General features: G+C 60.1%; 10 protein-coding genes and 1 pseudogene. 5 read left to right on the forward strand and 6 right to left on the reverse strand.

Features of this window, described 5'->3' with window-relative positions; all coding sequences use genetic code 11:
• Positions 1–53 precede the first annotated feature (53 nt).
• Positions 54–1,598 (reverse strand): alkaline phosphatase, encoded by a 1,545-nt coding sequence (locus tag E3W21_RS23620; RefSeq protein ID WP_134422035.1) that lies wholly within the window; start codon positions 1,596–1,598, stop codon positions 54–56.
• Positions 1,599–1,783: 185 nt separating this feature from the next.
• Positions 1,784–2,089, reverse strand: a complete 306-nt coding sequence (locus tag E3W21_RS23625; RefSeq protein ID WP_166793865.1) for a DUF6124 family protein — start codon at positions 2,087–2,089, stop codon at positions 1,784–1,786.
• A 465-nt stretch (positions 2,090–2,554) separates the two neighbouring features.
• On the opposite strand from E3W21_RS23625, the pseudogene E3W21_RS23630 reads away from it, so the two are divergent.
• From E3W21_RS23630 to E3W21_RS23640, 3 genes and pseudogenes are all read left to right on the forward strand, one after another.
• Positions 2,555–3,763: pseudogene (locus E3W21_RS23630) on the forward strand (colicin E3/pyocin S6 family cytotoxin).
• Positions 3,760–3,990 (forward strand): hypothetical protein, encoded by a 231-nt coding sequence (locus E3W21_RS23635; protein WP_129438571.1) that lies wholly within the window; start codon positions 3,760–3,762, stop codon positions 3,988–3,990. Before E3W21_RS23630 ends, E3W21_RS23635 begins: the two are co-directional and overlap by 4 nt.
• The gene (locus E3W21_RS23640; RefSeq protein ID WP_256661631.1) at positions 3,987–4,247 is read left to right on the forward strand and encodes a hypothetical protein; all 261 of its coding nucleotides are present in this window, start codon (positions 3,987–3,989) and stop codon (positions 4,245–4,247) included. The genes E3W21_RS23635 and E3W21_RS23640 overlap by 4 nt, the downstream gene beginning before the upstream one ends.
• Positions 4,248–4,463: 216 nt before the next feature.
• Here E3W21_RS23640 and E3W21_RS23645 read toward each other — a convergent pair whose 3' ends face one another.
• Genes E3W21_RS23645 through ptsP form a run of 3 tightly spaced genes read right to left on the reverse strand, consistent with a single transcriptional unit; the run spans position 4,464 to position 10,017 of the window.
• Positions 4,464–6,203, reverse strand: a complete 1,740-nt coding sequence (locus E3W21_RS23645; protein WP_134422036.1) for a PTS fructose-like transporter subunit IIB — start codon at positions 6,201–6,203, stop codon at positions 4,464–4,466.
• 11 nt (positions 6,204–6,214) lie between these two features.
• Positions 6,215–7,156 carry a 1-phosphofructokinase gene (gene pfkB, locus E3W21_RS23650; protein WP_134422037.1) on the reverse strand — a complete coding sequence of 314 codons (942 nt, stop codon included), beginning with the start codon at positions 7,154–7,156 and terminating at the stop codon, positions 6,215–6,217.
• The gene (gene ptsP / locus E3W21_RS23655) at positions 7,156–10,017 is read right to left on the reverse strand and encodes a phosphoenolpyruvate--protein phosphotransferase (protein ID WP_134422038.1); all 2,862 of its coding nucleotides are present in this window, start codon (positions 10,015–10,017) and stop codon (positions 7,156–7,158) included. The genes pfkB and ptsP overlap by 1 nt, the downstream gene beginning before the upstream one ends.
• A 301-nt stretch (positions 10,018–10,318) precedes the next feature.
• Here ptsP and cra point away from each other — a divergent pair, with 301 nt between their 5' ends.
• Together cra and E3W21_RS23665 are read left to right on the forward strand one after the other, a co-directional pair.
• The gene (gene cra, locus E3W21_RS23660) at positions 10,319–11,314 is read left to right on the forward strand and encodes a catabolite repressor/activator (protein WP_129438579.1); all 996 of its coding nucleotides are present in this window, start codon (positions 10,319–10,321) and stop codon (positions 11,312–11,314) included.
• 3 nt (positions 11,315–11,317) lie between these two features.
• Positions 11,318–12,094, forward strand: coding sequence for a TatD family hydrolase (locus tag E3W21_RS23665; RefSeq protein WP_129438581.1), 777 nt, complete (start codon positions 11,318–11,320; stop codon positions 12,092–12,094).
• Here the strand turns inward: E3W21_RS23665 and E3W21_RS23670 are convergent, their stop codons facing one another.
• Positions 12,095–12,484: a hypothetical protein gene (locus E3W21_RS23670; protein WP_129438583.1), complete on the reverse strand. Its 390-nt coding sequence runs from the start codon at positions 12,482–12,484 to the stop codon at positions 12,095–12,097.
• Positions 12,485–12,605 lie beyond the last annotated feature (121 nt).

Genomic DNA, 12,605 nt, shown 5'->3' on the forward strand with positions numbered 1-12,605 from the left:
CTGATCGCTCCCACGCAGAGCGTGGGAACGATCAGCGCTGGCAAACCGTGCACCTACAAAACCGGCTGCAACTTCTGCTCAAACACCCCAACCCCATCCAAATCCCGCAACACCACACTCATCTCCCCCGTCTGCCCATCAATATTCACCTCACCAAAAAACTGAAACCCGGCAAACGGTGAGGTGTTCTGTGCCGGTGGTGCTTTCTCGAACACCACTTCCGGGCCAAAGGTCTTATCCAGCAAATCAGGCCCGAAACTCCCAGCATTCAAAGGCCCGGCGACAAACTCCCAGAACGGTTCGAAATCCTGAAACGCCGCACGGTCCGGATGGTAATGGTGCGCGGCGCAGTAATGTACATCCGCCGTCAACCAGACAAAATTGCGCACCTGCTGCGCCCGCAGAAAACCCAACAATTCGGCGATTTCCAGTTCACGCCCCTGGGCCGGACCCGGATCGCCATTGGCCACGGCTTCCCAGCGCGCCACACCGGGGCTGACCTCACCATCCGGTACGCCGAGGCCAATCGGCATATCAGCAGCGATGACTTTCCACTGGGCATTGGAGGCCTTCAACTCACGCTTGAGCCAGTCCAGCTGTTCACGTCCGAGGAACGCTTTAGCGGCCCCCAGGTTGGCGTCATTCGCCCCGCGATAGCTGCGCATATCGAGCACGAACACATCGAGCAACGGACCGTAACCGAGCTTGCGATAAATCCGCCCGCCGCCATCGGCGCTCTGCAACCGCATCGGTGCGTATTCGAGCCAGGCCTGACGCGCGCGATCGACCAGGCTGTGGATATCTTTGCTCTTGTAGCGATCATCCAACTGCTTGCCCGGCGACCAGTTGTTCACCACTTCATGGTCGTCCCATTGCCAGATCTGCGGGACCTCGGCGTTGAAGCGGCGGATGTTTTCGTCCATCAGGTTGTAGCGGTAATTGCCGCGATAGTCGTCGAGGGTTTCGGCGACTTTGCTCTTGGCTTCAGTGGTGATGTTGCGCCACACGCGGCCGCTCTCTGTGGTGAGCTGCGCAGGTATGGGACCGTCGGCGTAGATGGTGTCGCCGCTGTGGATAAAGAAGTCCGGCAGGCGCAAACGCATGGCTTCGTAGATGCGCATGCCGCCGATGTCCGGGTTGATGCCGAAGCCCTGGCCGGCAGTGTCGCCACTCCAGACGAAACGGATGTCGCGACGGGTTTGCGGCACGCTGCGCAGATGGCCGAACCAGGGTTCGCTGGCGACGCCGCTCTGGGCGTCTTCGAAGTGCACGCGGTAGAAAATCGCCTGGTCGGCGGGCAGGCCAGTGAGTTCGACGCGGGCAGTGAAATCGGTATTGGAGACGGCCAATGGCGAGACAAAACGACGGGGGTTGCTGAACAGGCTGCGGGTGTCCCACTCCACCACCATTCGCGCCGGACGATCACATCGGCTCCAGATCATCGCCCGATCGCCCAGCACGTCGCCAGACTGCACGCCATCGGTGAGTTGCGGACGATCCTTGACCGAGGCAATCACCGCCGGCGCCAGGCCTGGCAACAACAGCCCGGCACCGACGGCTTGTATGACACGACGGCGACCGAGGTCGAATTCGCTCATGGTGCTCTCCCTGAAAAAGGAAAACTAAAACACGGCTGGATGACTCAGACATGACACAGAAATCTGCCAATGCAGCAGATCCCTTGTGGGAGCGAGCCTGCTCGCGAAAGCGGTCTAACAGCCAACATATTTGTTGAATGTCAGTCCGTCTTCGCGAGCAAGCTCGCTCCCACAGTATCCGGCGGCTAGGCGGGCGGATCCAGATTATCCAGCACCCGATTCACCGCCAGTTCTCCCAACATGATCGACTGCTGAATCCCCAACATCGTGTTGCATTGCGATCCTTGCAGATACCTCGCGAAGTCACTTGCCATGACGTTCGCTGATGCCAGCGATTCACAGGCGTATTCCAGCAACGTCCGGTTGTCGGTTTCGGGGGCAATGAAGAAGATTTTGCTGGGTGTGCGCTGGGTCTGGTTGATGGTTGCAGTGTTGGGATCGGATGGAGCGGCCGGATCGGTATCCGGCGGGTTTGGCGTAGGTTTGAACATTATTTGGGGTCCTATACGTGAGAGCTACCACCGCCTCTCTACTAATAAGAAGAGGTGGGAGCTGTGCGCAGGTTAGTAGACCGGGGACCCAGGAAGCCGGCGCGCCCGAGGGCGCCCTACGCACAGCCACCATAAAGTACAGGGATGGGATACCTGACTGTCTGATGCGCTATACGCCATGGGAAACCACGGGCTACTAAACCCGATCACTGATGGGCAGTGACGAGAATCAAGTTACCGACGACCCTCAAGGCGCACAAGCCGGCGGATTCTGGCGCAGTTGTAGGCAACGACGCAACGTCGTGTAGCCCCAGGACGACGGCATTTTGATGCAAAACATCGCGGCTCCCGGCCCTATCAAGAAATAGGAAATTTCAGCGCCAAATTTGGGAAGCGTCCTAACGCCAGCCCTGAGCGAGTCAAGTAGGTTCAAGGCTTCCCAGCCACACTCAGAACAGGACGCCTATGGCTCGCAACAAGGACATCCCCCAAGTCTGGGAGCATGGCGGTGGTGGCGGCGGATCGGGCATCGGATACCGTTACCTGAGAGACATGACCCCAACCGAGCTCGCCGAGCGTGAGGCGAGGCGAGGCAAAAGGCCTACGACGACATGCTCGCCCGGCAACAGGCTTATGAAGATCGCATCTTCAAAGAAGTCGAACAGAGCAAACCGTTCGCCACACGAGGCTGCGTATTCGCCAAAAGCTGCAACCTCCCCGACGGCGTCATCAATCACGACAACCCCGCCGGTTTTGTCCCCGTCGAGAAACTGGCTGACTACGGGTTGTGGGCCGTGCTTGGCACCGGCGCAGCAATCACCGCCGAAGGGAGTCCCTTGAAACTGGTGGGGGCTCAGCAACAGGCGGTGCCATTGCCCAACGTCTCGGCGGTTCTCTTGCACTGCGTCTACTAACAGGATCAGCCGTTGTGGCGACTGGTGCAGCGGTCGGGACAGTTGCGCTATTAATGCCGGACACCAGCCTTTCACCCGACAGCGCCTTCTACAAAAACGAGCAATACGCGGCGCTGGAGGCGGGGCGAACCCGTGTGCGCATCAACGTGAAGACATTGCCGGATAGCTCAGTCAACGCTTACGGCTTTTACACAGGCGGGAAAAAAGACTGGGAGTTTGTCCCGGTTATCAAGGCCACTCAAGAAGGCGAGAAGTTTGTTGCTGACATCGGTAACGGGATTGGCCTGACTTGGACGCCAGCAGCGAATCCAGACGTTGTACTAGGAATTCCTGCATTGGAAGCGCCCAGCAACTACCGTCTGTATGGGTGTACCCGCCCACCGAGCAAGCCAATAAAGCACTAGTGAACCCCGAGCATCCGCCCGAGTATCAGGATGCGATCATCTGGTTCCCTGCAGATGCTGGACTTGAGCCGATCTATATTGTTCTGAGTGTGCCTGGAGACTACAAATACCGCCCTGCTCCTACGACACTCCCGGCTTTTCCAGATATAAAACCTGCTCCGTTAAAAACTTCAGTGCGTGGTGGTGGTAAAAAACGTCGGCGATGGAAAGATCCCTCAGGAAGGATTTATGAGTGGGACTCGCAACATGGCACCGTTGAGATGTACACCAAGCAAGGAAAACACCTTGGGGAGTACGACCCGCAAACAGGGGAGCAAACCAAGCCAGCTGACCCGTCTAGGAAAGTAGAAAAATGAAACACGTAATAGAGGTCTTCGACAGACACAGTGAGGAACTTCTCCTGAGTGTGGAAATACCCAAAAGCCGTCACGAAGAGCTAGCAAAACTAATGGATTGGCAAACACCAGAGGATGAGTTTGATGGCTACGACCTTTCTCCAGAACAAGTGCAAACACTTGAAACCTGGACTGGCAAGATCCTGGGAGACGCAAACCACATCGTGCAGTTGGTGTGCGTTGATTGATTTACTCCACCGCCATGAAATACGAACTGAAGTTTCAGATTTACGGAATACCTGAAAACGATGACTTGGCTGTATTCGAGATGGATTTGTCCCGGTCCATTACAACGGATGCCCTGAAGCCAATAATGGCTTGGCATGAAGAAGAGGATGCCATGGCAAGCCATCGACTATCCGCCAAGCAGGTTACAGCCATTGAGAATCTCGCAATGATTGAACTCCCCAAGGAACTAATGCTGTATCTCAGCAGCTGCGAGTGAGCCTTGAATGGCGCGCAACTCAGGGCCTGGATTTAAAAAAAAATGCAGCATGGCGACGTTACCGGGACATGACACAGAAATCTGCCAACACAGCAGACCCTTGTGGGAGCGGCGGTGCGGCGATCCGACTTGCTCGCGAAAGCGGTCTAACAGCCAACATAATTGCTGAATGTCAGTCCGTCATCGCGAGCAAGCCCGCTCCCACAGGGTTGGGTGTCAGGCCTTGGCTGGCTCCAGCGCCAGCTCAACGACTTCCGGCCGCTTGAGCACCGCATACGCCACCGCCGTCAGCAAACTCCCGGCCACAATCGCCAGCAAATACAACAGCGCATGGTTGATCGCATTCGGGATCGCCAGTACGAACAACCCGCCGTGCGGCGCCATCAGTTTGCAGCCGAAATACATCGACAACGCCCCCGTCAGCGCACCACCGGCAATGCTCGCCGGGATCACCCGCAGTGGGTCTTTCGCGGCAAACGGAATCGCGCCTTCGGAGATGAAGCACAACCCCAAAACCAACGCGGCCTTACCGGCCTCGCGTTCAGCCTGGGCGAACTTGCGTCGGGCAATAAACGTGGCGATGCCGAGCCCAATCGGCGGCACCATGCCGGCCGCCATGGTCGCGGCCATCGGTGCATAACTTTGCGACGCCAGCAGCCCCACCGAGAACGCATACGCGGCTTTGTTGATCGGCCCGCCAAGGTCGACGCACATCATCCCGCCCAGCAATACACCGAGCAGAATCGCGTTGGTGGTGCCCATGCTGTCGAGGAAGTGCGTGAGCCCTGCGAGCATCCCCGCCACCGGTTTACCGACCACGTAGATCATCACCAGACCGGTGAACAGACTCGCCAGCAACGGGATGATCAGAATCGGTTTCAGCGCCTCAAGACTTTGCGGCAAGCGCGCATAACGATTGATCGCCTGCGCCGCGTAACCGGCGATGAAACCGGCAATGATCCCGCCGATAAAACCGGCGCCCAGGGTGCTTGCCAGCAGACCGCCAATCATCCCCGGCGCCAGGCCCGGACGGTCGGCGATCGAGTAGGCGATGTAACCCGCCAGCAGCGGCACCATCAGCTTGAACGCGGTCTCGCCGCCAATCTGCATCAATGCCGCCGCGAGCGTGCCCGGCTCCTTGAACGCCGTAATGCCGAACACGAACGACAAGGCGATCATCAGACCGCCCGCCACCACCATCGGCAGCATGAACGACACGCCCGTCAGCAGGTGTTTGTAGACGCCACTTTTCTCTTGCTTGGCCGGGCCTTTGGCACCGCTCGAAGCGGTTTCCTGCGTGCCTTCGGCCAACGCTTTGTTCAGCGTCGCCTCGGCCTGTTTGAGGGCGATGCCAGTGCCGCAACGGTAAATCTTCTTACCGGCAAAACGCTCGGTGGCGACTTCGATATCGCAGGCCAGCAGCACTACGTCCGCATCGGCAATCGCCGCTGCACTCAGCGGATTGCGCGCACCGACCGAGCCCTGGGTTTCCACTTGCAGGTCGTAGCCCAAACGCTTGGCCGCTTGCTGCAAAGCCTCGGCAGCCATGAACGTGTGAGCGACGCCGGTCGGACACGCGGTAATCGCGACCAGGCGCGGGGCGTTTTTTACGGGGGCGGCAGGCTCGACCACAGCTTCGGGGGCAACGTAAACCTGAGCCTCTTCAGCACCGCGACGCAGCACCGCTTCAACCTCTTGCAGGGCTTGCGCCGGGGTACTTTGGAACACCCGCTTGCCGACGAATCGCGACATATCCACCGGCGCACTGGTCACCAGCAACACCCACTCGGCCGCCTCGATCGTGGCCGCCGACAATTGGCGTTCAGGGTGCGCGGCATCGTTGACTTCGACACTGGTGCTCCAGCCCTGACGCTGGGCCGCCGCATCAAGCAAACGGGCACACAGCACACTGGTGACCATACCGTTCGGGCAGGCCGTAACAATGGCTAACTTCATGACAAACCCTCTTATTGTTCTGTCAGGGTGCGTATGCGCACGCCCTGTTCGAGCCGCGCCAACTGCGTGGCGTCGCCAATACCGAAACCGATCTGGGTGACCGCCATCGCGGCAATCGCCGTGGCGGTGCGCAAGGTCTGTTCCGGCGTGTCGGCGCTGAGCAAACCGTGGAGCATGCCGGCCAGCAACGAATCGCCTGCGCCCACTGTGCTGACGACACTGACCTTGGGCGGCGTGGCATGCATCGCCGAGCCGACACTGAACCAGTTCACGCCATCGGCGCCGTCGGAGATCACCACGTGCTCGATGCCTTGAGCGTGCAAGCGGCTCGCGGCGTGCGCTTGCGCCGCCACCGAAACCACCTCGCAGCCGAGCGCGTCGGCCAGCTCTTCGGTATTGGGTTTGATCAGCCACGGACCAGCCTTGAGCGCCGCCCGCAAGGCTTCACCACTGGTGTCCAGCGCCACGTTCAAACCGAGATTTTTCAAACGCACAATCAACGCCTGCAACCACTGAGGACTGATGCCTTGGGGCAAGCTGCCGGCAACGACGACCGCGTCATGATCGGGTGCAATCTGATCAAGTCGATCAAGCAATGCCTGTTGCGCGGCTTCACTCACCAAGGGTCCGGGACCGTTGATGTCGGTGATGCGCCCATCGCTTTCCGCCAGTTTGATGTTGCTGCGCGTCTCACCGGGAACACGGATGAACGCGTCGACAAACCCGCGTTTGGCGAACAGGGTTTCGAACGCCTGGAGGTTGTCCTCCCCGAGGAAACCGCTGACCGTGAGCTGATGCCCGAGGTCCGCCAGCACTTGTGCCACGTTCACGCCCTTACCGGCGGCATGCGTGTGCATCTCGTCGCTACGGTTGACTTGGCCGGGGGCAAGTAGCGGCAACTGGACGGTGAGGTCCAGCGCCGGGTTGAGGGTCAGGGTCAGGATCTTGGCCATTACAGGGCCTCCACTAATGCGCGCACTTCATTGGCGCTGCCCACGGCCAAGGCCTGCTGGGCAAGGATTTGGGTCTGGGCCAGGCTGAGTTCGCGAACCCGCGCCTTGACCTCGGCAATGCTGCGACCCGACACACTGAGCTCGTCCACACCCAGTCCGACCAGCACCGGCACCGCCAGCGGATCAGCCGCCAACTCGCCGCACACGCCGACCCACTTGCCGTGGGCATGCGCCGCGCGCACGGTGATGTCGATCAGTTGCAGCACCGCCGGGTGCAAGCCGTCAGCCTGGGCCGACAAGGTCGGATGACCACGGTCGATGGCCAGGGTGTATTGGGTCAGGTCATTGGTGCCGACGCTGAAGAAGTCGACCTCTTTGGCCAGCACCGGCGCCAGCAATGCAGCCGACGGCACTTCAATCATGATCCCCAGTTGCAGGTCTGCAACCGGAATTTCCAGACGCAGCCGTTCGGTCATGTCCCGAGCCTGGCGCCATTCATCGACGCTGCCGACCATGGGAAACATAATCCGCAGCGGACGGTTGTCCGCCGCACGCAGCAACGCGTGCAATTGCGCTTCCATGATGTGCGGACGTTGCAGAGTCAGGCGAATGCCACGCACGCCGAGGAACGGGTTTTCTTCTTTGGCGATCGGCCAATACGGCAGCGGTTTATCGCCACCCACATCGAGAGTACGAACCACCAGCGGCCGACCGGCCAGGCCATCGAGTACACGACGGTATTCAACCTCTTGGGTCGCTTCGTCCGGCGCTTGCGAGTGGGCCATGAAAATCAGTTCGGTGCGCAGCAGGCCAATGCCTTCGGCGCCCTGCTCCACCGCGCTGGTCACGCCGGCGCTTTCGCCGATGTTGGCGAACACTTCGACTGCATGGCCGTCGGTGGTCAGTGCCGGCTGATGACGTTGTTCGGCAGCCGCTTTCAGACGCAGCTCGCGGGTGTCGCGCTCTTCGGTGGCGCGCTGCAAGGTCGCCGCGTCGGCGTCCACGTGCAGGCGGCCGCGTTGGCCATCAATCAGCAATGGCGTGCCCGGCGCCAGCAGCAACACGGCCGGGCCGGCGCCGACCAGCGCTGGAATACCAAGCGCTCGGGCGACAATCGCACTGTGCGCGGTAGCACCGCCACGGGCGGTGAGGATGCCGGCGACGCGGGCGGGGTCAAGACGGGCGACATCGGATGGACCGACTTCATCCATAACCAGAATGTACGGTTGCTCAGGCTCGCTCGGGGTTTCGACGCCACTCAGTTGCGCCAGCACTCGACGGCCGATGTCGCGTAAGTCGGCGGCGCGCTCGGCGAGCAAGGCGTCCTGCAGCGATTCCTGTTGTTTGGCCGCCGCTTCAATCACCGCCATCCACGCCGCTTCGGCGCTTTCGCCCTGCTTGAGACGGGTGTCGACGTCATCGGTCAATTCCGGGTCGTCGAGCATTTCCTGGTGGGTGATGAAGATCTCGCGAATGGCCTTGGACTTGCTGCGTTCAATCAGGCCTTCGATGTCGCGACGCACGTCCGCCAACGCCTGTTGGAGACGCGCGCGCTCGATGGCGGCAGACTCACCGCGCAGCGGGTACTCAATGGTTTGCAGCACTTGAATGTGCGCCGGGCCGATGGCGATGCCCGGTGCAGCGGCGATAGCCTGAACCAGGCTGCCGGAGGCTGGCGCGAGGACCACTTCGGCCACATCGGCAATCACTTCGCGCTGCTGGCTCACGGCTGGCAGCGGCTCGACTTCTTCACCGAGGCCTTCTTGGATGGCGGCCAGCAAGGCTGGCAAGGCATCGGCGGCGATGCTCGGTTCGGCGACAAATTCCAACACCTGACCGCGACGAGCACCGAGGCTGAGCAGTTTGCTCAAGCTCTTCACCGACACGGCGCTGTCCTGGCCATCGACGATGCGAACGCGGATTTCGCCTTCAAAACTTTTCGCCAGTTGCGCGAGGATCTTCGCCGGGCGCGCGTGCAAGCCGTGGGCGTTGGCCAAGGCGATGCGAGCGCTCGGCCAATCCGCCGGCAGCTCACCGCCCAGAACTTCGAGGACTTTACGGCTGCTGGTGGCGCGGCCCAATTCGTGGCCGCGACCTTCAATCAGCAACGCACAAAGACGCTCGAGCAAGGCCTGATGGGCTTCACCGAGGCTGGCCAGGCAAAACAGACCGCTGAGCGGCTGGCCGAGGTAACGCATGGGTTTGTCCGGCGTGACGAAGGCCAGGCCCGGACGCTTGACCGTTTGCTCGCTGTGCAACCACCACAGGCCATCGCCCAGTGGCAACGCATCGACCTGCTGCAACACGGCGGAGAAACCATTGCTCACACAATCGGCCTGACGCAGCAAACGTGCACCGCGCCAGACCAGCTCTTCGAAGTCATCGGCGGATACACCGAGGCCGATCATCTGTGCATCCAGCGCCAGTTCCTGCGGCGCGCCTTGCAACAGTTTCAACAAAGCTTCGGCGGAACTGGCGCGGCGCAGCGCCTGGCCCAGGTCGGTTTCGCCGAGGGCGCGGGTCAGCAGTTGCAATAGACGCAGGTGTTCGTCGGATTTGGCTGCAATACCAATCGCCAGGTAGACGATCTGACCGTCGCCCCAGTCCACGCCCTCAGGGAATTGCATCAGCCGCACGCCGGTGGAAAACACCTGATCGCGGGTTTCCGGCGTACCGTGGGGGATGGCAATACCTTGACCGAGAAAGGTCGAGCCCTGGGCTTCGCGCGCCTGCAACCCGGCGAGATAACCCTCGGCCACCAGGCCATCGGTGACCAGATGCTGCGCCAGCAGGTGCAACGCTGCGGACTTATCCACAGCCGATTGGCCCATGGATATCTGCTCTATGGTGAGCTCGAGCATGCTTTCTCCTTTTTGGCGCCTTGTGACGCCAGGTATTGTTTTGAATGATTCAGCTTAGGCGCTTAGGCACACCTTTTCAGGGGCAGTTTTGGCGGTTTCGCGGCAGAACCGGCAAAGGAGCCTATAACGTAGAAAATACGCTTGCTGAAACGTTTAATCTAGAATGATTGGCACGTTACTCGATAATGTCTCATCCTTGAAGCCCAATTGTCGGATGCGTCGCGACGATGGTCGTCTGCCTTTATCGGGTAGGATTGGCGAAAATGTCGAGGCTAGCTCGAAAAAACAAGGAAAACCCGGGTTGAAACTCAGTGATATCGCCCAGTTGGCCGGTGTGTCCGTTACCACCGCCAGCTATGTCATCAATGGCAAGGCAGAACAACAACGTATCAGCAGTGCCACCGTCGAGCGCGTGCGCGCGGTCGTCGAGCAACATGGCTTTACGCCCAACCCCCAGGCTGCCGGGCTGCGCAGTCGGCATACCCGAACCCTGGGTTTCATTCTGCCGGACCTGGAAAACCCCAGTTACGCGCGAATCGCCAAACTGCTGGAACAAGGCGCCCGGGCTCGTGGCTATCAGCTGCTGATCGCCAGTTCCGACGATGCACCGGACAGCGAACGGCAATTGCTCAAACTGTTCCGGGCCCGGCGCTGCGATGCATTGATCGTTGCCAGTTGCCTGCCGGCCGGCGATGACAGCTATCGCCAATTGCAGGCCAAGGGCATTCCGATCATCGCGATCGACCGGGTCATGGAGTCTGAGCATTTCTGTTCGGTGATCAGTGATGACCGCGAGGCCAGCCTGCAACTGACCCGCAGTCTACTGGACCCGCTGCCCAAGCAGATCGCACTGATCGGCGCACGCCCCGAATTGAGCATCAGCCAGGAGCGTGCGGGCGGTTTCAAAGAAGCGTTGGCCGGGTTCAAAGGCGAAGTGCTGATCGAACACGGCGAATCATTCAGCCGTGAGTGCGGCAAACAGTTGATGGAAGAACTGCTACAGCGTCTAGGTCATTTGCCGGATGCGCTGGTGACCACGTCCTACGTGCTGCTTCAGGGCGTATTCGATGCCTTGCACGACTTCCCGCTCAAAACCCGCCCGCTGCGGCTCGGCACCTTCGGCGACACGCAGCTGCTGGATTTCCTGCCGCTGCCGGTCAACGCCATGGCCCAGCAGCATCAACTCATCGTCGACAAGGCCCTCGAACTGGCCCTGGCCGCCATCGAGCAATCGGATTACCGACCCGGCGTGCAGGCCATCGCGCGGACCTTCAAGCAGCGTATTCGCCAGGACTGAACCGTGGAGCTGATCGACAGCCACACTCATCTGGATTTTCCGGACTTCGACGAGGATCGCACGGCGTTGTTGGCCGAGAGCCGCGCCCTCGGAGTGCGGCGGATGGTGGTGCTGGGGGTTTACAACGCCAACTGGCAGCGCGTCTGGGATCTGGTGCAAAGCGACCCCGATCTGTATGCGGCGTTCGGTTTGCATCCGGTGTATCTGGATGATCATCGTCCCGAAGACCTGACGGCACTCGGCGACTGGCTGAGCCGTCTAGCGGGCCATCGACAGTTGTGCGCGGTGGGCGAGATCGGTCTGGATTACTTTATCGAAACCCTGGACCGTGAACGTCAACAGGTACTGTTCGATGCGCAACTACAACTGGCGGCGGACTTCAATCTTCCCGCGCTGATTCATGTGCGACGCAGCCACGCGGCGGTGATTGCCACGCTTAAACGGTTTCGCTTGAAACGCGCGGGGATCATTCATGCCTTCGCCGGCAGCAAAGAAGAAGCCCGCGAATACATCAAGCTCGGTTTCAAACTGGGCCTGGGCGGAGCCGCGACCTGGCCTCAGGCGTTACGCATGCATCGTGTGCTTGCCGAATTGCCGCTTGAATCGGTGGTACTGGAAACCGATTCTCCGGACATGGCGCCCGCCATGTTCCCCGGACAACGCAACAGCCCGGCGCATCTGCCGGCGATCTGCTCGGCATTGGCCGGGATCATGGCGATCAGCCCTGAACAATTGGCCGATGCCAGCACTGCCAATGCCTGTGAGCTGTTCAACTGGTAATCAGTCGGCGTAGGCCTTGGCGGCTTCCAGCGTCAGCGTCATGTGTAGCCGGTGCCGGGCAAACCGCATGACGGCGAAATAGACGAGAATCGCCAACAGCGAAAAATTCAGCTGCTCCACGACGCTGAACATCCCGATCCACTCCAACACCAACGCCACCAGCAACGCGGTGCAAACCATGACCAACGTGCTCGCCCGCAGTAATGCCAGGGAGTCGAGGGACTTGAAGCGCTTGATCTGTTTCGGATCGTTCAGTTGCAAGGCTTTCTGGCAGTGGGAACATGCGAACGCTTCGTTGATCGCAATGGCGTTGAGTTGCCAGGGTTTGAGCAGGAGTGTGCTCGCGCAATGAGCGCAATGACCCTGGATTCCAATCGTTGCAGCAGACATAACCGAGCCTCCTCAGGGCGGGTCCAAGTGATTGATCTTCCTACATTGAAGACCAAAAACCAGACGGCGGAGGAAAACCGGACATTGCCTACCTGAGGAGGGAACAAATACTACAGACAGA

Origin of the sequence: Pseudomonas sp. F01002, assembly GCF_004402115.1 — a bacterium.
Taxonomy (GTDB): domain Bacteria; phylum Pseudomonadota; class Gammaproteobacteria; order Pseudomonadales; family Pseudomonadaceae; genus Aquipseudomonas; species Aquipseudomonas frigoris.